General features: G+C 48.1%; 21 protein-coding genes. 6 read left to right on the forward strand and 15 right to left on the reverse strand.

Annotated features, from left to right (window positions below):
• The first annotated feature begins 52 nt into the window (after positions 1-52).
• From proC to FJQ58_RS30790, 6 genes are all read left to right on the forward strand, one after another.
• The gene (proC, locus tag FJQ58_RS30765; RefSeq protein WP_139999475.1) at positions 53-922 is read left to right on the forward strand and encodes a pyrroline-5-carboxylate reductase; all 870 of its coding nucleotides are present in this window, start codon (positions 53-55) and stop codon (positions 920-922) included.
• On the forward strand, positions 919-2,148 hold the full coding sequence (locus FJQ58_RS30770; RefSeq protein ID WP_139999477.1) for a 2,3-diketo-5-methylthiopentyl-1-phosphate enolase: 1,230 nt from the start codon (positions 919-921) through the stop codon (positions 2,146-2,148). The genes proC and FJQ58_RS30770 overlap by 4 nt, the downstream gene beginning before the upstream one ends.
• On the forward strand, positions 2,148-2,828 hold the full coding sequence (locus FJQ58_RS30775) for a 2-hydroxy-3-keto-5-methylthiopentenyl-1-phosphate phosphatase (RefSeq protein WP_139999479.1): 681 nt from the start codon (positions 2,148-2,150) through the stop codon (positions 2,826-2,828). The genes FJQ58_RS30770 and FJQ58_RS30775 overlap by 1 nt, the downstream gene beginning before the upstream one ends.
• Positions 2,828-3,481, forward strand: a complete 654-nt coding sequence (gene mtnB, locus FJQ58_RS30780) for a methylthioribulose 1-phosphate dehydratase (protein ID WP_139999481.1) — start codon at positions 2,828-2,830, stop codon at positions 3,479-3,481. Before FJQ58_RS30775 ends, mtnB begins: the two co-directional genes overlap by 1 nt.
• Positions 3,482-3,756: 275 nt before the next feature.
• Positions 3,757-4,776, forward strand: coding sequence for a MerR family transcriptional regulator (locus FJQ58_RS30785; RefSeq protein WP_139999483.1), 1,020 nt, complete (start codon positions 3,757-3,759; stop codon positions 4,774-4,776).
• A gap of 95 nt (positions 4,777-4,871) precedes the next feature.
• A complete protein-coding gene (locus tag FJQ58_RS30790) occupies positions 4,872-5,411 on the forward strand; it encodes a TraR/DksA C4-type zinc finger protein (protein ID WP_139999485.1) in 540 nt (179 codons plus the stop codon).
• A gap of 41 nt (positions 5,412-5,452) precedes the next feature.
• Here the strand turns inward: FJQ58_RS30790 and FJQ58_RS30795 are convergent, their stop codons facing one another.
• The 15 genes from FJQ58_RS30795 to panB form a co-directional block, all read right to left on the reverse strand.
• Positions 5,453-6,331, reverse strand: a complete 879-nt coding sequence (locus tag FJQ58_RS30795) for a pentapeptide repeat-containing protein (protein WP_139999487.1) — start codon at positions 6,329-6,331, stop codon at positions 5,453-5,455.
• Positions 6,332-6,454: 123 nt separating this feature from the next.
• A complete protein-coding gene (locus FJQ58_RS30800) occupies positions 6,455-7,192 on the reverse strand; it encodes a class I SAM-dependent methyltransferase (RefSeq protein WP_139999489.1) in 738 nt (245 codons plus the stop codon).
• Positions 7,193-7,366: 174 nt separating this feature from the next.
• Positions 7,367-8,047: a DnaD domain protein gene (locus FJQ58_RS30805; protein WP_238404404.1), complete on the reverse strand. Its 681-nt coding sequence runs from the start codon at positions 8,045-8,047 to the stop codon at positions 7,367-7,369.
• Positions 8,048-8,078: 31 nt separating this feature from the next.
• Complete coding sequence (locus FJQ58_RS30810) at positions 8,079-9,296, reverse strand: acetate kinase (protein WP_139999491.1); 1,218 nt, start codon at positions 9,294-9,296, stop codon at positions 8,079-8,081.
• Positions 9,296-10,168 carry a 3-hydroxyacyl-CoA dehydrogenase family protein gene (locus tag FJQ58_RS30815; protein ID WP_139999494.1) on the reverse strand — a complete coding sequence of 291 codons (873 nt, stop codon included), beginning with the start codon at positions 10,166-10,168 and terminating at the stop codon, positions 9,296-9,298. Before FJQ58_RS30815 ends, FJQ58_RS30810 begins: the two co-directional genes overlap by 1 nt.
• Positions 10,169-10,319: 151 nt before the next feature.
• Positions 10,320-11,813, reverse strand: coding sequence for an AAA family ATPase (locus FJQ58_RS30820; RefSeq protein ID WP_139999496.1), 1,494 nt, complete (start codon positions 11,811-11,813; stop codon positions 10,320-10,322).
• A gap of 1 nt (position 11,814) precedes the next feature.
• Positions 11,815-12,345: a hypothetical protein gene (locus FJQ58_RS30825; protein ID WP_139999498.1), complete on the reverse strand. Its 531-nt coding sequence runs from the start codon at positions 12,343-12,345 to the stop codon at positions 11,815-11,817.
• Positions 12,346-12,459: 114 nt separating this feature from the next.
• Positions 12,460-12,957, reverse strand: coding sequence for a hypothetical protein (locus FJQ58_RS30830; RefSeq protein WP_162341873.1), 498 nt, complete (start codon positions 12,955-12,957; stop codon positions 12,460-12,462).
• Between the two features lie 32 nt (positions 12,958-12,989).
• Positions 12,990-14,291 (reverse strand): amidohydrolase, encoded by a 1,302-nt coding sequence (locus tag FJQ58_RS30835; RefSeq protein WP_139999502.1) that lies wholly within the window; start codon positions 14,289-14,291, stop codon positions 12,990-12,992.
• The gene (locus tag FJQ58_RS30840; protein WP_139999504.1) at positions 14,272-14,928 is read right to left on the reverse strand and encodes a redox-sensing transcriptional repressor Rex; all 657 of its coding nucleotides are present in this window, start codon (positions 14,926-14,928) and stop codon (positions 14,272-14,274) included. The genes FJQ58_RS30835 and FJQ58_RS30840 overlap by 20 nt, the downstream gene beginning before the upstream one ends.
• Positions 14,925-17,831 carry an ATP-dependent DNA helicase DinG gene (gene dinG / locus FJQ58_RS30845; RefSeq protein WP_139999506.1) on the reverse strand — a complete coding sequence of 969 codons (2,907 nt, stop codon included), beginning with the start codon at positions 17,829-17,831 and terminating at the stop codon, positions 14,925-14,927. Before dinG ends, FJQ58_RS30840 begins: the two co-directional genes overlap by 4 nt.
• Before the next feature lie 16 nt (positions 17,832-17,847).
• Positions 17,848-18,549 (reverse strand): hypothetical protein, encoded by a 702-nt coding sequence (locus tag FJQ58_RS30850; RefSeq protein WP_139999508.1) that lies wholly within the window; start codon positions 18,547-18,549, stop codon positions 17,848-17,850.
• 122 nt (positions 18,550-18,671) lie between these two features.
• Positions 18,672-19,055: an aspartate 1-decarboxylase gene (gene panD, locus FJQ58_RS30855; RefSeq protein ID WP_139999510.1), complete on the reverse strand. Its 384-nt coding sequence runs from the start codon at positions 19,053-19,055 to the stop codon at positions 18,672-18,674.
• Positions 18,982-19,932 carry a pantoate--beta-alanine ligase gene (panC, locus tag FJQ58_RS30860; RefSeq protein WP_139999512.1) on the reverse strand — a complete coding sequence of 317 codons (951 nt, stop codon included), beginning with the start codon at positions 19,930-19,932 and terminating at the stop codon, positions 18,982-18,984. The genes panD and panC overlap by 74 nt, the downstream gene beginning before the upstream one ends.
• Positions 19,929-20,843, reverse strand: coding sequence for a 3-methyl-2-oxobutanoate hydroxymethyltransferase (gene panB, locus FJQ58_RS30865; protein ID WP_139999514.1), 915 nt, complete (start codon positions 20,841-20,843; stop codon positions 19,929-19,931). Before panB ends, panC begins: the two co-directional genes overlap by 4 nt.
• Between the last annotated feature and the right edge of the window lie 216 nt (positions 20,844-21,059).

The raw sequence follows: 21,059 nt of genomic DNA on the forward strand, positions 1-21,059 counted from the left end.
TCATCCCCTACATTTATATTGAAAACTTAATCCATAGGGAGGAATATAACAAATGTCCTTGTTAACAAAAACCGGCGTTTCCAGCTTACAGCTATGTTTCTACGGTGCCGGTTCGATGGCCGAGGCCATCGTCAGAGGCCTAACCAACGAGAAGCTGGTTGCACCGGAACGTATCTCCATGTTGAATCGTCAAAATAAAGAACGGCTGAACGAACTTAATGAGCGTTACGGCGTTCAAACGATCGTTCAAGGCTCAAGCAATGAAGACTACTTGCGCGGCGCGGATATCGTCTTTCTGATGATGAAGCCAAAGGATGCCGCTGAAGCGATTGCTGCGATTAAGCCGCTCGTTTCACCCAAGCAGCTCTTTATCTCGGTTATCGCCGGGCTTTCCATCAGCGCAATCGAAAAATTGCTGGGCGGTGAAGCATCCGTCGTTCGTGCTATGCCGAACACTTCCAGTACAATTGGCCTTGGTGCGACCGGAATTAGCTATTCTCCTTCAGTCACGCCTCAGCAGCGAACATTAACGGAAGCCATCTTCAGCTCTGTCGGAATCAACGCCATTGTTGACGAATCGCTGCAGCAAGCCATCACGGGAGTATCGGGCAGCGGCCCTGCTTACGTTTATTATTTTATGGAATCCATGATTGCATCCGCAGTCGAGCTCGGCTTAACGCAAACGGCCGCCAAGGAGCTAGTTGTCCAGACGGTGCTCGGAGCAGCGGAAATGGTACGCAATACGGGTGAGGAACCCGCTGAGCTTCGCCGCAAGGTTACCTCTCCGAACGGGACTACACAGGCTGCCATTGAACTGATGGATGAGAATCGCTTCACGGAAACAATCAGTAAAGCTGTGCATCGCTCCGCGGAACGCGCGGGAGAGCTGGGCGCTGCTATCGAAAGGAGCATCACAGAATGAATGCTGTATGTATCGCAACATATCGTTCGTATGACGACAAAGCAGATTTTAACAAAAAAGCATTGTCCATTGCTGTCGGCTTGACGGTCGGCAGTTGGACGGAACTCCCCGAAGCGCAAAAAGCGGAGATGGAGAAGCATCTTGGAAAAGTATTGTCCGTGCATGTGCACGAGCCCGTGGATGCAGCTCCGGGCGAGCGATTCGCTGACATACGCATTGCTTATCCGGACATTAACTTCAGCCGCGACCTGCCTGCCCTACTCGTTACTGTGTTTGGGAAGCTCTCAATGGATGGCAAGATCAAGCTCCTTGATCTAGATGTATCTAAAGAATTTGCTTCCGCTTTCCCTGGCCCGAAATTCGGGCTTCAGGGCGTTCGTGACCTTCTTGGCGTTCAAGACCGCCCATTGCTCATGAGCATTTTCAAATCCGTGGTTGGCTATGATTTAGCCAATTTGCAAGACCAATTTTATAAACAAGCGCTTGGCGGGGTAGATCTGATTAAGGACGATGAAATTCTGTTTGAAAATCCGCTTACGCCGCTTGAGAAACGTGTAGAAGCTTGCATGTCGGCAGCAAAGCGGGCGGAAATTGAAACCGGCCAAAAGCTGCTGTATGCGGTGAATCTGACAGGACCTACCTCACAGCTTGCCACGAATGCGCGCAAAGCCATTGATGCCGGCGCTAACGCGCTGCTCTTCAACGTGCTAGCCTATGGCTTTGATGTGCTTCACGAGCTTAGCAGCGACAAAACAATTAACGTACCGATCGCTGCCCATCCTGCGATGGCTGGGGCGATGTATCCCTCCCCCCATTACGGAATCAGCGCCTCCCTTCTGCTTGGCAAGCTTATGCGGCTAGCCGGAGCCGATCTCGTTCTGTTCCCGTCGCCGTATGGCTCGGTCGTCATGCCTAAAGAGGAAAACCTCGCGGTTAAGGATGCGCTGCTCGAGCCGCTGCACGGTCTCAGATCCAGCTTTCCTGTACCGTCCGCAGGCATACATCCCGGTCTTGTGCCGCTAATCTTAAAAGATTTCGGTACTGACGTTGTCGTTAATGCTGGCGGCGGTATCCATGGCCATCCGATGGGAACCGCAGCAGGCGGACAAGCTTTCCGCCAAGCCATTACAGCTACCTTAAATGGAGTACCGCTCCGAAATGCAGCTGATCAAGCAGGCAACGAGGCGCTGCATGCAGCCATTCAAGCATGGGGGATAAAAGAATAATGACTGATAACCAGACAGCTAAGAAACGCATCGTGTTTTGTGATTTTGATGGAACAATTACCGTTAATGACAACATTATTGCAATTATCAAGCACTTTAATCCGGATGGCTGGGAGAAAATTGCCGAGCAAACCATCGCTCAGGAGCTTACCATCAAGGATGGCGTAGGACAATTATTTCGCCTGCTACCATCATCCATGCAAAAGGAAGTTATCGCGTTCAGCATTTCGAATGCTCGCATCCGCGACGGGTTTGCCGAATTTCTTGCTTACTGTAAAGAGCAGCAGATTGACTTTTATGTGACGAGCGGTGGAATCGACTTTTTCGTATATCCGATTCTTGAAGCTTTTAACATTCCGAAAGACCATATCTACTGCAACAGCAGCGATTTCAGCGGTGAACGCATTGAAATCTTGTGGCCGAATCCTTGCGATGAGCAATGCAGCAACGATTGCGGCATGTGCAAAACAACGATTATGCGCCGCTTTCCTGCGGACCAATACGAGCGTATTATTATCGGGGACAGCGTGACCGATTTCGAAGGGGCAAAGCTTGCTGATGTGGTCTACTCGCGCTCTCATTTGACAGTGAAGTGCAAGGAGCTAGGGTTGCCCCATTACGAATATGAAACCTTCCATGAAATTATCCAAAGCATGAATACAGAAAGGAAGTCAGTATAATGAGCTTTCAACAAATTGCATTAGAAGATAAACAGCGCGCTCTCTCCGAGCTGCGCGAAGTGAAAGAACTGTTTGCCTCCCGCGGATGGTTCCCAGGCACGAGCGGAAATCTATCCGTTCGCGTAGGTGACTTCAGAGCGGATGATTTCCAATTTGCTGTCACCGCAAGCGGCAAGGACAAAACCATTCATACGCCAGAGGATTATTTATTTGTGGATCAGGATGGCAAACCTTGTGAAACCACTCGTCTCAAACCATCCGCCGAAACCCTTATTCATTGCGAAATCTATAAGCTTACTGGCGCCGGTGCCATTTTCCACATCCATTCAGTCTACAACAGCGTCATTTCGGAATATTTCTGGGACCGCAAATCCGTCCCGGTCGACGGCGTTGAGCTGATCAAAGGGTTCAATATTTGGGATGAGGAAGCGCATATCGAAATTCCGATCGTTTCTAATTTCGCGCACATCCCTTCTATTGTTCCCGAAGTAACCGAGCGCATTGTGCAAAACATCCCGGGAATTCTGCTGCGCAAGCACGGAATCTATGCTTGGGGAGCAAACGCATTTGAAGCGAAGCGCCATTTGGAAGCCTTTGAATTTATATTCGAATACGTATACCGTCTAGAATTGCTTCAACGCGGAAATCGCTAAGGATTGAGTTAAACCATAAGAAAAGGCGACCTGCAGCATTGCTGTACGGTCGCCTTTTTTTATACTCCAGCAGCCCATTATGCTTTCACATCAGCTGGATTGGGCTACGACACCATCAAGAATCGCGGAATATACCTTACTGTTAACTGGACAAAATTAAACCAATCGATCTCAGCAAGCACCGTTTGCGAAATTAACTACGGTTAAGCTGAGCAGTGTACGGATTGACATTAACGCTACGGCAATGTTCATAATGATTGGAGGAGGTGAAGACGATGAAGGTTCATGAGGCAGCAAAAGCGCTTGGGGTTACCCCTCGCACGCTGCGTTTTTATGAGGAGAAAGGATTGATTACTCCTTACAAGGCGCTCGAAAACCGATATCGCGACTATTCAGACGCTGATCTTATTCAGTTACGCTGGATCATTTCGCTTAGAGAGCTTGGACTTCCCCTTTCGTCCATTCAGGATGCTTTATCCGCTGTCCATCTACCGGATGCGTTCCTTCGTAAAGTGGAAGCGGCACGCACGCACTTATATGAATCTTGGATTACGGCGACAAAAGCGCTGCAAGCCTTGGATGAAACCATCTCCGTATGGCAAAAAAACGGCAACATCAACCTGCACCAATTGGAGAGTGCCGCTGAGGAGATGAAGAAAAACCGATTGCTGCGGGCTTCATGGAGCGATCTATGGAACTACGACGATATCGCGCTGCAGCACGGTTACCAAGCTCCGCTTATTACGCTGGATGGAATCATATCCGAAGAACACTATCATTTAACGCTTCACAAAACGATGGAATGGCTGGACCCGCTTCATGATGAAATTGGCTTGGAGCTTGGCGCAGGCAGCGGGAATTTATCGGAGCTGGTCACGAATGCAGGCGCAAAGCTGACGGTCGTTGAACAATCCGCCGAAATGCTGTCCTTAATCAGGGACAGGCTGCCGGATATCGATGCCAAGCAAGGCAACCTGCTTTCGCTCCCTCTGGCCGCTCAAAGTTATTCTTTTATCGTTTGCACCTTTGCCATGCATCATTTGACTGCTTCCCAGCAGCTGCTCGCACTGGCTGAAATGGACCGGGTATTGCTGAGCGGTGGACGTATTGTCATTTCTGGGCTAATGAACCCTTTTGAAGAGGAACTAGAAGCAGATCACTACGTGGAACAGCAGATGAATTGGTGCCCTTCCTCTGCTTTCGAATTGACTGAATGGCTAACAGTAAAAGGCTATTCTACCGTATCGGACCCATTAGGTATCCCTATCGGGCTTCTGTATGCTTGTAAACCCTAATATTCGTTAGCAGAATTGAGTCAACCTTAGCCTGCTGCGTCAAATTCCTGCCTATGTGGTAAGAAGGAGAAACGTTTGACAGGAGGGAACTCAAAATGCCAACATTGTCGAAATCCAATCTAAAGGAACTGAAAGAACTGTTGAATGAGGAGAAGAAGGAACTCACCTTACATTTTGAACAAAGTCAAGATTCGAATGAGGGGCTTGTGGATTCTCTCAAAAATGCGACCAGCGAGTTGTCCGCTTATGATAATCATCCAGCTGATCTCGGCACCGAGACCTTTGAGAAAAGCCGGGACATGGTCATTGATGAGACGCTTGGCGAGAGGCTTGATGAAGTAAACGATGCCCTTGATCGTATACAAACCGATGCTTATGGCAAGTGCGCAAATTGTGGAGAAGAAATTCCATTTGAGCGTCTCCAGGCACTTCCAACGGCAACATGCTGCATAGAGCATGCCAATGATTCTCCGTTGACAGATGACAGGCCTATAGAGGAACAGGTGATGACGCCGCCTCCTGCCGGAGCTGGCAGAAACCGACAGGAGAATGCCGGACATTTTGACGAAGCCGATGCATGGCGCTCGGTTGAGGGCTTCGGCAACGCAAGCGGCACTGTAAAACCCGATGCCTAACAGTATCGGGTTCTTTCTTTCGCCTTATTCCTCAGTCAAATTTATTGACGGCTGTCTTCAGTAGCCCAATGCGTAGGCCTGGCAAGATACGTCGGCAGCTTCGTTTGGTCGTCTCCCTTGGCGGAATTCAACTGGGCTTGTGTAAGAAAAATACTTTCTGACAGGTCAGCTCCACTAAGATCGGCGTCCCGAAAATCAGCGCCAATGAGATCGGCTGCTCTCAGATCGGCTCCTCTAAGATCAGCCGCAATTAAATAAGCCCCTCTCAAGTTCGAGCTTCTAAGATCGGAACCCTTTAACTTCGCACCAATGAGGTCAGCTCCTCGACCAAAGCTCCTCTGGCGGCCTTTTCCTTTGCTTGGTTTCTGTTTGCGCTGTGCCTCTGTTCGAACAAACTCGCTGGTTTGAAGCAGCAGCACATTCACATCTGCCCTATGTTTGACAATGTCTACTTTCATGAATGATTCAGGATCCAAATTAGTCAAATGTTCTGTCTCTTCCAGCGCAAGCTGAAGTTCGCTATGGATGGATTGTGTTTCCGGCATCGCTAGTGCTTCGCTTAAGTACCATAGCAGCTCTTGAAGCTGCTTCATGATCCGGAACACTTCAAACATGGGAGCCGCAGATTCCGGAACTCTTCTCCAGTCTTGTCCCTTATAGGTAAACTGAGATACCTTCTGTCCAGCGCCGAAGCAGTCATAGACAGTACAGCCTTTGAAACCTAGTTGCCTGAGGTTCATATGAACTCCGCAACGAAAGTTTGCTTGCAAATTGCTGCAAGGCTGACCAGCGTCTTTGTTGATCGCAAAATCGGCAGAAGCTGCAAAAGGCAAAGCCGCGCAGCAAAGACCAAAACAATTTTCACAATCCGCCTTCAGGCTCTCGCTTTTGTTATGAAACGACTCTACATGAATGCTCATCGTTTGAATTCCTTCTTTCTATACTTGAAGCTGTAATTGGGTTCAATCACACCATTGTATCATTTCAAAATAAGACAGCGATTGGATGAAATGGCTTTAATTAAACTTTACCAGTTTGCTTCCCTATCCCGTTTTTTTCGCTGCAATCATCAGAAACATTGGTCTGCGGAGTTCATCCCGCATGACCGGGCTGTTCGCCAGCATTTCTTGCGTTGGCTTAGGCTCGGAAAGCTTCTTGATGCTAAAGCCAGCTTCGATAAGTACATTCATATAATGGGCTACGGTGCGATGGTATTTGACCACATCGTTTTCCAAAAATCTGGCCACGCGTGAGCCTTCCAGATAATAGTTATCTACAGGCCAATGCAGCTTTTCGCCTAATTGTCCGTAGTGCCAATCCTGCGCAGCAACCGATGTAAACACGGGATGCTCCACTGAAAGCACGAAACTCCCACCAACGGTTAAGCTATGGTGAATCTTCTGGCAGATCAAGTCGAACCGTTCAATATAGTGCAGGGCAAGTGAACTAATAACAACATCAAATTGCTCGGAGGCAAATGCAATATCTTCGATTGCAAGCTGCACATATTGAATATGGGGATCATCCGTCATCGAACGGGCGCGTTCAAGCATTTTTTCCGAGAGGTCTACGCCAACTACGGATTGCGCTTGCTGCTCCCGGGCATACCGGCAATGCCAGCCAAACCCGCAGCCAAGATCAAGCACACGTTTGCCATGCAAATCCGGAAGCATTGGCCGTAAAGACTCCCATTCCCCGGCGGCGTTCAATCCTCCGACCGAACGGGCCATTTGGCTATATTTTTCGAAAAAGTCGGTATCGTCATATTTGTTCTGTTTCATATCGTTGGAACCTCCATCTTTCCTATTCATACTTTATATTGATAAGTCCATCTCTGATTCGAATTTGCAATACATATTATAATATGAAATGAGTACGGTTTCAAAGAATATGTTCCGAATAGAAACTTCTAATCCTATGAAAGTGAACAGAAAAAAGAGGCTAAGCACGATGGCTTAGCCTCTTCCTCCCCTAAACTTCTGCGCGTGTGCACGGGCTTCTTCCGCATTGGTCACTCGGTTGCGGCTCCACTCGATCAGAATTCGGTCAATATAGCGCAGGCTTAGCTTACCTGCAAATACGGCTTCTTTAAGGGCAAATCGGATAATTTCATCCGTATAGCGATCATGATCCAACCAGCCGGAGATCGTTTCACATTCAATCGGCGAAAGCAATCGTCCGAACTCCTGCTCGAAAACACTGAATAGATCCGAAGGAGACGCCGCCTGCGGCTTCAGCGGTTGACGCTCTGCCTTCCTCGTCTCTCGCTTCTGCTCCGAGGTTAATGCTGCTGCCTTGAGCAGCCATCCGGTCCAGTTGTAACGCTCAGACTGCATTCCTGTAGCATTATCTATATACTCGTCGATCGTCAGGAAATCTTCCTTCATCAACCGCCCGAGCGATTGGCCAACTTCGCGAACGGTCTGTCCCATCCGATCGGCCAGCTCCTCGGGCGTTGGGAAATCGTTCATATCCGCTTCCGTGTACACCATGATTTGCAGCAGAAGCATCGCTTCCGTGTCTGATAAACCAAGCTGGTGGTAGGTGCGAAGCAGCATGGCTGACACGTACACGCCGCCCTCTTGCAAGGCAGCGGCCATACCATGGGAATACGCCTTCCATATTTCGTTGTTCAATACCAACTGCCTCCTAAAAGGTTAAACCACTTTATGACGTTTGTGCTTCGGCTTCCTTCACCAGGTTGTAAGTATCCCGGGCAATCAGGAGCTCTTCATTCGTAGGAACGACAAGCACTTTCACGCGTGAGCTATCCGTTGTAATCGCCCTTGCGTCCTTGCGGCGTTCTGCGTTCCTTGCATCATCCAGCTCAATGCCAAGGAATGAGATGCCTTCGCATATCGCTTGGCGGAGCGCTACAGAGTTTTCGCCTACACCTGCGGTAAACACGATTGTATCCACGCCATTCATAGCTGCCGCATAAGCGCCAATGTATTTTTTCACGCGGTAAGCGTACATGTCGAATGCAAGCTTTGCATTCTTGTCGCCTTCGAGCATTGCTTCTGTCACTTCGCGCATGTCACTGCTGATGCCCGAAATGGCAAGCATGCCACTATGTTTGTTAAGCATAGAATTAACTTCATTCAATGTCAATTCCTCTTTGTTCATAACAAACGGCACGATAGCTGGATCAATATCACCGCTTCTCGTCCCCATCATGAGTCCCTCAAGCGGCGTCATCCCCATGCTCGTGTCAAATGATTTGCCGTTCAAAATCGCCGCACAGCTTGCTCCATTGCCGATATGGCAGGTGATCATTTTAAGCGATTCGAGCGGTTTTTGCAAATATTGGGCTGCTTGTGCACTTACATAGGAATGCGACGTGCCATGAAAGCCGTATCTGCGAATTTTGTGACGGCGATATAACACCGTTGGGATTGGATACAAATACGATGTATTCGGCATCGATTGATGGAACGCCGTGTCAAACACTACCGCTTGCGGAACATTTGGCAAATTCGTTTCAACGGCCGAAATCCCCATCATATGAGCTGGATTATGAAGCGGTGCAAGATCGAACAAGCGGCGAATTTCCAGTTTAACCTCTTGCGTTACAAGAACGGAGCTGCTGAATACTTCTCCGCCGTGTACGACACGATGTCCGACTGCCTCAATCTCATTTAAATGGCTGATCGCACCAAATTCCGGATGAGTCAGCATATCAATGACGCGCTTCACTGCCGTTACATGATCCAATATCTCGCTAACGTTGCGAACCTCTGGTTTATCTACCGGTTCGTGCGTCACGATGGAGGAATCCATTCCGATTCGCTCAACGCGCCCGCTCGCCAGCACCGATTCATCCCGCATGTCATAGAGCTGATATTTCAAAGAAGAGCTGCCTGCATTAATTACGAGTACTTTCATTAGATCCGATCCCCATCCTTATCGTATTTGAAGAAGCCGACGCCTGACTTCGCGCCAAGATGTCCGGCACGCACCATTTTTTTCAGAACGATGGATGGACGGTATTTCAGCTCGCCGTACTCCCGGAACATCCGGTCAAGAGCGGCAAGAACAGAATCAAGCCCGAAGCGGTCGCACATCTCAAAAGGCCCATGCTGGAAGGAATAACCGATTCTCATTGCATTATCGATATCCTCAGCCGACGCGACGCCCTCTTCCAGAACATGCAGAGCCTCATTGATGAACAAACAAATAAGCCTCGTCGTTACAAAGCCTGGCGATTCAAACACCATGACTCCTTTTTTATGAATAATCTCTTCCACAAAATGTTTCGTGCGGACGAATGTTTCTTCGGACGTTTTCAAGCCGCGGACGATCTCGACAACATCGATTTTGGAAACCGGGTAGATAAAATGCGTGCCGATTACACGGTCCGGATATTTTGTAACGCTTGCCAGCTCGGTTAAACTGAGCGTGGATGTATTGCTTGCCAGAATGACTTCCGGCCCGCATAGGCGATCTATATCCTCGAAAATCGCTTTTTTAAGCTCAAGATCCTCGGTGATCGTTTCAATAACGAGCTCGCAATCGGATAATTTATCATAGTTAAGGCTTGACTCAATTCTATTCATAATGAGCTTCTTCTCGGATTTCGTAAGTGCCCACTTTTCAATTTGCTTATCGAGACTAAGTTCAATCATTTGTATGCCATAGGCAAGACGCTCGTCCGAGCGCTCGATAATAATAACGTCCAATCCTTTCGAGGCAAGCATTTCTGCAATTCCCTGCCCCATTGTTCCTACTCCTATTACGGCTACCGTTTTGATATGCAATGTATTAGCTCCTTTAATATGGCGAGTATGCTGCTTATAACGGATTGAGAAGCATTCTCTGCAAATATCGTTCATTCTTATTATAACGGTTTTCATCAAAAATAGAAGGCGGACAGGCCGTCCGCCTTCAAATTGTAATATTGTAAACGCTTCATGCGGCTTTGTGCTTGCCAAGAAGCGTCCGAAACTCGTTTCCGCTCAATGTTTCCTCAGCCAGCAGCGTATTTAAGGACTGCGTGAATACCTCTCGTTTGGATTCGAGCATCGATTTGGTCTCAAGCATCAGCTCATCCAAGATGCTGCGGTTGACAGCCGCCCATGCTTCTCTTGTCATCATCGAGGCATCAATAATGCCAAGCTCCGTTAATCCTGATTCTACGAGCGTTCTAACAATATTCATCGATTGATCAAAGTCACCTCGGGAACCGGTGCTCCGCTCCCCATAAAATATCTCCTCTGCCGCAGCGCCGCCAAGCGCAATCATAATTTGCCCGTTTAAAAATTGCTTCGTATAAAGATATTGATCCTGCTGCGGATTATGACGCACGTAGCCAAGCGCTTGACCACGAGGTGACAAGGCAACCTGAGATACGCTTCCGGGACGAACAAGCTCCGCCATGATCGCGTGGCCAAGCTCATGGAGGGCGATGCGTTCCCGTTCTTCCTTGGTCGCTTCCCTATCGGTCTTCTCCCCCATCATCACCTTGTCAATGGCCATCGATAGATGCGCTTCTGCTATTTTGTCGCTTTTTTCTCTCATGGCATAAATAGCAGCTTCATTCATGACGCTCTCCAACTGCGCGCCGGAGAAACCAAAGGATTCCGTTGCAATTCTAGCCAGATCCACGCCTTCTTCGATAGGCTTATTGTTAGCGTGAATGTTCAAAATATGCAATCGCCCTTTCTTATCGGGGAGCTCCACCCCAATATGGCGGTCAAATCGGCCGGGACGCAGCAAGGCGCTGTCCAGCATCTCTTTGCGGTTAGTTGCCGCAATCAGCAATATGCGTGGCGATTCATTCGCATAGATGCCGTCCATCTCGGTTAACAGCTGATTAAGCGTCTGGTCATATTCCCGCTGCTGACCGCCATCGCGTTTGCCGCCGATCACTTCGATCTCGTCAATGAAAATGACGGCGCTGCTTTTTTTGGCCTTGTTCGCTTTCGTACGCGCTTCTTTGAATAGATCACGAACCCGGCCGGCACCAACGCCAACGTACATCTCAACAAACTCGCTGCCTGAAGCAGCAAGGTATATCGAGTCGGTATACTGTGCAGCAGCTTTTGCAAGCAGCGTCTTCCCGGTTCCCGGAGGTCCCGATAGCAAGATGCCTTTCAGCGGTCTTATGCCAAGTTTCGCAATTTGCTCTTGATGCACCAAGAAATCCAGCGCTTCTACCAGCTCCTGCTTAGCTCTCTCCTGCCCGCCGATTTGTTCAAAGGTGAGTGGTGCCGATTTCGCTTCTGTACGCCGTTTCTGGCTCGATAGAGCAGTCAATTTGCCTTTTCCTCGTGCCGCATAGACCACTGCAAATCCTAACAAGCCCATGAGCAGCATAGGCACAACATTTTGCCCGATATAAATAAAAAATATAATTAAAACAGGTATAAAACCTATCATGATTTCTGTTGTATATTTACGCATATTACCAAGCCTCCAATTGGGCAGAGTTGCGTGGCAAAACAACGTATTTTACGGCTTCTTTATCTTTAAGCGTAACATAAACATTGATGTCATCCATTTCGGTCGTTACGCTCACGTTTGTCATCGACTTGGCAGCTTCGTTCATCGCGGCCGGAATGCTGGAGTACGTTTTGTTCTCCATCGCCTCGGCAACCGCGAACAAGGATTGATTCCAGAGCTGATCCAATTGCTTGCTTGAGTCTCCATCGAAAGCTAGCGAGAGTGTTCGGTCGCCAAATACTTTTTTGCCGTTGCTGGCAATGCTTTGATACACATCTTTGAGATTGGCATCCGGCGCCAATGACAGCCGAATATCCACTTGGTTCCGGTTCATCACTGGTTTATCTGAAGATGCAACGCCTGAAACGCCATTAACGACTTGTTCTAGTGGCGCCGCTACGGCTACTTGATTGTATATCGCCCATCCGCCGAACAAAACAACAGCTGTAATGGCGGCTGTAACGATGATAGGTATCACGCGAGGTTTTAGCATAATCAAAATCCCTCCCACAGCATTTATATGATCAATCCGTATATCAACTCCGCTATACGAAAGTATATCATGATTGCTTGTGAGATTCGTCCATCAATATAAGGAAACGGAGCCTCACGGCTCCGTCTTTGCAGGTAATTTATAAGAATCGATAAACGCTCCATCCACAAATCTGTAAAAATCATAATAATAATGCTTCGGATTGTCGCTCTCGCTGTAATAAACTTCCCATATCCGCGTATTGTCCAGCAAACCCGGTTGGATTCGTAGTACGGCCGCATCTGGTTTTTTAGTTTTGAATGCGCTACTAATCTGTTCAGCGGAAACGCCGTCCGCTGCTTTCACTACATCCGGCAGCTGCTCCTCTGCCAGAAAAACAAACAGCTCTTCGTCCAGCTCATTGCTTCCTTGAACGATCCAGCTTTTCTTATTCCAGATATGCTCATAAATCTTTTCGATCTGGACAAGATCAGCTGCTTCCACCGCTTGTTTTCTTGCTTCATCCTTAGCTGTCCATTGGGGCTGCTGGATATCACGGAAATAAATGAACAGAACGGTGGCAAGCAGGATTATGCTTGCTACGATAACGAATACCCACCGCTGCGTCGTCATGAAAGGCGGACGTTTTCTAGCCGTCGCGCGCATTAGTCTTTCAGCAAGCGCTCAAAGCTTGCCTGCGCCTCGTACCGAATTTTTTCTTCGTCGAGCATAGTGCATTCACCGTTCTTCACCACCTGGCGTCCATCTACCCAAACATGCCGCACATCGCGCCCGGAGCCAGAATAAACAAGATGCGAAACCATATCCGTCTTCGGATAATAATGAGCCTGTTCAATATCGATAGCGATGAAGTCCGCTTTCTTGCCTTCTTGCAGACTGCCGAGGTTATCCTGCTGCCAAATGGATTTGGCGCCGTATACCGTCCCCATCTTTAATGCTTCGAGGGCAGGTACTGCAGTCGGATCGCCGGAAACACCTTTATGAAGCAGCGCTGCAAAGCGAATCTCTTCAAACAAATCCAAATTATTGTTGCTTGCCGCGCTGTCTGTGCCAAGTGATACCGTTACGCCCGCACGCAGCAAATCAGGGACGCGGGCAATGCCGCTGGCAAGCTTCAGATTGCTGACGGGATTATGGGATACCGCCACATTTTTGGCAGCCAATAGCTCAATTTCAGAATCATTAAGATGAACGGCATGGGCGACCAATGATGGACGTGAGAAGAAGCCGAGACGGTCTAGGTGTTCCACCGGGCGCATGCCGTAATCACGGACATTTTGCTCAACCTCTGCCAGCGTTTCAGACATATGGGTGTGCAGCGGCAAATTATAATCGTGAGCTGCTTGAACAAAACGTTCAATATACTCGGGCGGACACGTATACGGAGCGTGAGGCGAGATCATTGTGGTAATCCGCCCGTCTGCTTTCCCGTTCCAATCCCGGGCAAATGCGATCGCCTCCGTCAGCTTTGCCTCTTGAACCTCAGGCGGACATAGGCCAATCACGCCTCTGGTCAATACGCCTCGAATACCGCTCTGCTCAACCGCTTGCGCAACCCGATCCATACGGTCATACATGTCTACGAATGCGGTTGTTCCTGAACGTAGCATCTCCACGATGGCCAATGCGCTGCCTGCACTCGTATCTTGATCCACATATTTGCCTTCCATAGGCCACATTTTCTGCTCCAGCCATACTTGCAAATTCTGGTCGTCAGAATATCCGCGCAGCAAGCTCATTGCTGCGTGACCATGCGTATTGATAAGACCTGGCATGAAGGCGAGCTTGCTGCCGTCGATTTTCTCGACGGCTTCCGTCAGTTCTGTTGGAACCGCAGTGCCTATGTATGTGATACGGTCATCCGTAACGACCATATGCCCCTGAAATGATGGATTTGCTTCATCCATCGTTATAAACAGCCCATTTTCAATCCAAATTTGACTCATCCAATATCTCTCCTTCTCGAACTAAATAATAAGCCAAGCTAAGCAGCTCTTTCGTAAAATCAGCATTTTGTATTCGTATTTCATCCGGTACACGCAAGATTGCAGGCGCGAAGTTCAAGATCCCCTCAACGCCCGCTTCAACGAACTGGTTTGCAACATTTTGCGCTTCAAAGGCCGGAACCGTGATAATCCCTATGCGAATTTTCTGCTCCGCCACCGTTTTTACAAGCTCGCTCATCGGCAATACGATCAAATTGTTGATGCTTGTTCCGATCTTGCTTGGATGATCGTCGAACACAGCCGTAATCTGCATATTGTCCTTTGAATATTTATTGTAATTGCACAAGGCATGCCCTAGATTTCCGGCACCGACCAAAGCGACCTTAATGGTCTGGTCGACCTTCAGAATTTGGCGGATTTTCTCAATGAGATAAACGACGTCATAACCAACGCCCTTACGTCCGAAATCTCCGAAATATGCAAGATCTTTACGTATTTGAGCGGGATTCAAATCAAGCTTGACGCCTAAATCCTGTGAAGAAATGGTTTGAATTTCACGATTATGCATTTCGTTTAATACTTGTAGGTAAATCGGAAGCCTTCGGACTACAGCTTCCGATATTTTCGTCTGCTTCATCGTTTCTCCTCCTCAACACTTTCAGCACCTTCGCCACTATGCGTAACAACTTGATTTTCTTCAGCCAGCCATTCCCTCATCCGCGTGATCATTTGCCCCGTATGCATCGTTTCGATTTTGGGGCCAGGCAAGGAATACAAGAAATGCTTGCCATAAAAAGTATCGATGACTCTCGTATCATAAATAATAACGATGCCTTTATCCTGGGAGGTTCGCACTAATCGACCGAAGCCTTGCTTAAACCGGATGACGGCTTGAGGAATGGAAAGCTTCATGAACGGATTTTGCTTCTGCCGCTGGAGCATTTCCGCCTTTGCCTCCGCAAGCGGATGGTTCGGCGGTTGGAATGGCAAGCGCACGATTGCCAGGCAAATTAACGCTTCGCCAGGTATATCGACGCCTTCCCAGAAGCTGCTCGTTCCAAGCAGAACGGATTCTGGCGTTTGCCTGAATCTTCTTGTAAGCTTGGTCCGATTCCCGCTATCAATGCCTTGGCCGAGCACCTGAATGCCGGAAGCGCTCAATTTTTCCTTTAATGGATCATAGACCTGCCTCAGCATTCGATAAGAGGTGAACAGCACAAGCATTCTACCCTTCGTTTCCTTTGCTGCGTCAGCAAGCGACTGGACAAGCATCTCCATATACGTGTCATCCACTGCCGCCCCCTTCAGCACAGGGAAGTTTCGCGGAATAACGACAAGCGCCTGTTCCCTGTAATTAAAAGGCGAAGGCAATTGAACAGTTTTCAACCGGCCCTGCTCTTCGTATCCGGTCAGTCCAAGCTGCTCCTCCGCATACTGAAATGATTTTTGAACAGACAAGGTCGCTGATGTCATCACAATGCTTTCCTTCACATCAAAGAAATATTTTTGCAATTGCGCGCTTACATCAACGGGCACGCCATATAGCTGTACGGATCGGTAGCGATATACGCTGCTTGCTTCAATCCAGAACACCGAATCAGACAGCTCAAGCTTAATGAAAGTACGCAGCTCATCCTTTAAGCGTGACAAATCTCGAATCGCACCATTTAGATCGGTGATTACGGCTTGAACGCCGGAATCATCTACGCGGTCCTTAATGTCCGTTACCATCTTGTCGACGGTCCGGCATACTCGATTAAGCTCTGTATGTAGATTTCCTTCAACGGTAACGCTGTCCTCCCAACCGCCAGGCAGCTCGTTCTTCTTCAAGCGGCAAACCGCTTGGCCATTTTCGGTAGGGCCGTCAGAGGACGTTGAAGTAAAGCTATAGAACATCTCAAACAGCTTATCCCAGTGCTCCTTAATTTCCTGAAAGATCGGAATGACCGTATCAATCGTTTCTAACCAGGAAGCCTGATGTGCATCGTCCTCGTACATCAGCTTTTGACGCAGAGCAGGAAGCAAGCCGGTACGATTATCCTTGAACAGGCGAACTACCGCCTGCGTGAGGGAGAAATAATTAATTTGCATGCCAAGATGCTTCCCGGCAACCTCTTCCACATGATGCGCTTCATCAATAATAAGATGCGTATACGCCGGAAGCAACCGATGATCCGCTTGAATGTCAGTAAACAGCATGGAATGATTCGTAATGGTTACATCGGCGATATTCGATTCATGCTTGGCTCTATGGTAGAAGCACCGCTTGAACCAAGGACATGCTCGATTCAGACAAGAGTCCGTATCGCTTGCAACCGTTGACCAAAACTCCGCGCCCTTGTTGCCAAAATTCAGCTCTTCTTGGTCGCCGGTTACCGTTTCGCCCAGCCATACGACCATTTGTGCGGCTGTTACCGTATCATCAATGGGCGAAACCAAATCCTTCGTATTGATTTTCCCTTCAAATTTGCGTAGGCATAAATAATTTCCTCTGCCTTTAAAAATCGACGCTTTGAATTCAAACGGCAATATCTCTTCAAGCAAAGGGATATCGCGCTGCCGCAGCTGCTCCTGCAAATTAATCGTATGCGTGCTGACAACGACTTTTTTCCCATTTTGAATGCCGTAATAAAGAGCCGGGATCAAATATCCTAATGATTTACCTGTTCCTGTTCCCGCTTCGATCAGCAAATGCTGGTTTTGGTTAAGGGCACTATATACCTCTTCGAACATCGCAACCTGCGCTTCGCGTTCCTCGTAATTGTCAAACTTCTGCTGGAATCGCTGCCGTACATCAGCCAGATAATTTTCGAAAGACACATCCGTTAACGGCAAAGCGTTGCTGCTGCCAGAACGCGGAGGCTGTTCGTCGTTCCATTCCGTAACTTTAAGCGCAAACTGGTTAAAGTAATCATATTCATTGGATTCGAAAACGGTACTGTACTCCATCTGCTGCTGCGTATGCTTGATAAACCAGCTCAAATCGCTGCCGTCGTCTACAAGCGCAGATAGCCGCTGCAAGGTGAGCAGCGGCATTTTGCGAAGCTTTTGGACAGATTCGATTAACAATAATGCTGTTGCTTTCGCATCACTATCCGCACGGTGATGCTGATCATGCTGGATGCCGAAAAGCTCGGATACAGCACCGAGCTGATACGTATTCAATGTTGGATATAAAATGCGGAGCAATTCAATCGTATCGAGCCTGCGGCCTGCAAAGGCCCGCAAGCCGCAGCGAACGAGTGCCTGGTTTAAAAAACCGGCATCAAAGCCAACGTTGTGCGCAACAAGCACGGTATCCTCTAATAACGGTACTAGCTTTGCGATTACTTCATTAAGTGCCGGTGCATCCGCAACTACCGCTTCATCTATGCCCGTTAGTTGCGTAATGAAAGCCGGTATCGGGATGTTAGGCCGAACAAAGGAATTAAACGTATCCATAATTTCCAGCTCATCTGAAACGATGACAAGTCCCACTTGCAAAATGTCATCATCCGAGCTATGTCCCGTCGTTTCTAAGTCCAATACTGCAAATTTCATTCATTCCCCGATCCTCTCACAAACAGCACAGCTCCGTGCTTCCAAAATATAATGATAACTGCTTAGGTGTTTCCTGGCATGATTTGAGATTGTTTAGCGGATCCTTAAAGCTTGGGCACACCTCATAAGCTTTCATAAATAACTGTTCCGCTTGTGCCATATTCATGCGTACCGCTTGAATGCACCCTAGCGCATTATAGCCCATTGCAAGCCATTTGGGAAAGTCCGTTAACACAATCAACAATTGAAAATGGCGCTGGGCTTCATTCCAATTTTGCAAATGCATTTGTGTCATGCCTAGAAATAGCCTAGCCAGATTGCACTCCGGCAATTGCAATACTGCCGTTTGGAACTGCTCCGCTGCTTGTGAGAACATAAATAACTTATAATAGCCTTGTCCCTTTGATATCACAACGGCAAGCTCATCCGACATTTCGATATCAGGCATGCCGGTGGCGCTTGATTCGATTGGGGGAACGATCTGCGATGCAGAAGGCTCCGGGCTCGCTAAGACAGAATCAATCGTTTCGTTCTGTTCTTTGAATTCTGCGAACTTTTCCTCAAATTCAAGCCATTGCTCAATAAAAGTATCACTTACCTTTTTCAGTTCAATAATCTGTTCATCATACTGCTGTTTCTCGCTTGCGCCTGCACACTCATAATGTTCGATAATTTGATCAAGCATGTCGTTCATGGATGAAAACATATGCTGGAACATACCGCATCCCGCCTTCGCCAAAGAATTAAGGAGTGTTATGTTCATTTTTTGTTTTATCGCTTCTTTTCATACGGCATCCCATTCGTTACATAACGCAGGGATTAACGCACGCGAATGATCGGTTACAAAATGGCTCCGTGCAGTTCTTGATCAAGCATTTGAAGCGGACGATTATTCGAATCGAGAATGGTCACAATTGGCTTGTGTACCTTCGCATCCGTATCCGTCATCATCGCATACGATATAATAATAACCTGGTCGCCAGGCTGCACTTGCCTTGCCGCTGCCCCATTTAAGCAAATGACACCCGACCCGCGCTCACCTGTAATGACATACGTTTCAAACCGCGCGCCATTGTTATTGTTGACGATTTGCACCTTTTCATTTTCCCAAATGTTAGCTGCATCCATCAAATCTTCATCAATAGTAATGCTACCTACATAATTCAGGTTCGCTTCCGTTACCGTTGCCCGGTGCAGCTTGGACTTCATCATCGTTCTGAACATGCTCATTTCCCTCCATTCCCTCTAAAATCCGATTATCGATCAGGCGCGTCGCGCCAAATTTAACAGCAAGTGCCAGAATTAAAGGGCTCTTTATGGTTGCGATGTTTGCCGTGTCTTCAGGTATCCCAAGCGACGGGTAATGCAGTAATTCAACATAATCGATCACGGCTTCGCTTGCCTTGCTAAGCTCAACCTTTACCTTTGCGACGAGACGCTCCACCGTCATGCCAGGTTCACGGGCCCAATCCGATGCTAATTGAAGCGAAGCTGACAAAGTTACGGACTGTACGCGCTGCTCTGCATTCAAATATACATTTCGGGAACTTAGCGCAAGACCATCCGGTTCGCGTACAATTGGACAAGGAACAATATGAACCGGAAAGTTCAAATCATTCACCATTTGCTGAATGACTGCAACCTGCTGAGCATCCTTCATTCCAAAATATGCGCGCGTTGGCGCAACGAGATGGAACAGCTTGCTTACTACAGTACCCACCCCATCGAAATGGCCCGGCCTAGAGGCGCCGCATAAGCGGTCGGTCACCTGGTTTACGATAACGGTAGTTAGCGGTTTATTCGGGTACATTTCTTCCACAGTTGGAATAAAAACGAGATCCGTTTCACATTCCTTCGCTAAGGCTAAATCCCGTTCCTCATCTCGGGGATACCGATCTAAGTCCTCGTTTGGTCCAAATTGAAGCGGATTAACAAAGATGCTAAGAACGGTCACGTCGTTTTCGGTACGGGCTTGGCGCAATAAAGAGGCGTGCCCTTCATGCAGGAAACCCATTGTAGGCACAAAGCCAATGCTTTTGCCCTCATTCCGACAGCTTGCCAGATTCTCCTGCAGCTCTAATTTTGTTCGGCATATGATCATGTCAGCCGAACCCCCTTTTTCGGTTGAACAGTCTCCTGCTTTGTTTCTTTACTGTCTGCATCTGCAACCGTGCTTCCATATAAAGCCGGAATCGATGCCGTCTGCGCTGAAAATACATGCTCTTCAGCAGGGAAATTGCCATTTTTGACTTCATCCACATAGGTATGGATGGCATTGCGAATCGTTGTTCCAATATCTGCGTAAGTCTTTACGAATTTTTTCTCAAAATAGGGTGACGAGTATTGCAAGATATCATGGTACACCAGCACTTGGCCGTCACAGCCGCGTCCAGCTCCAATGCCAATGACTGGAATCGACAGCACATCGCTAATCATCGTAGCCAGCGATTCTGTAACCAGCTCGATGACGATACTGAACGCTCCTGCCTGCTCAAGCGCTTTGGCATCCTGAATTAGCTTCTCCGCTTCCTTATCAAGCTTACCCTGCACCTTGTATCCGCCGAGCTGATGAACCGATTGCGGAGTTAGCCCGATGTGTCCCATTACGGGAATGCCTGCTTTGACCAGTGCTTCCACATCGGAAGCAATTTCCTCGCCACCCTCTAGTTTCAGGGCCTGTGCGCCGCCTTCTTGCATAATTCTTGCCGCATTGCGCATCGTCGCTTCCCGGCCAATCCCATAGCTCATAAAAGGCATATCCGCTACAATAAACGTATTTTGCGCTCCTCTGGCCACCGCTCTTGTATGATAAACGATGTCGTCGACCGTCACAGGAATCGTCGTGTCATACCCGAGTACGACATTTCCAAGCGAATCTCCGACAAGTATAACGTCAATTCCAGCTTCCTCAGCAAGCTTGGCTGAAGGATAATCATAAGCTGTCAAAACGGAAATCGCATTGCGCTCTTGCTTCATTTTTTTCATATTCGTAATCGTCAGTCGTTTCCTCATCAGCTTCATCCCCCGTTCAATGTTCAATGATAGGATAAACACAAAAAAACCTTTTAGCCGCTGCTAAAAAGGTCCCCAAACTGAAAAGGAAACGTTTGCTTGTTGTGCTTCCTTCTGTCTCGGTCCCTACGGCTCAGAGCAGAGTGTGCATTCCCAACCATTTACATTAATTTTGCAAATCATCATCAGTGCAGCTTCCTCAAGAATACCGCCCGA

The sequence above is a fragment of the Paenibacillus paridis genome, assembly GCF_006345825.1.
GTDB classification, from domain to species: Bacteria; Bacillota; Bacilli; order Paenibacillales; family Paenibacillaceae; genus Pristimantibacillus; species Pristimantibacillus paridis.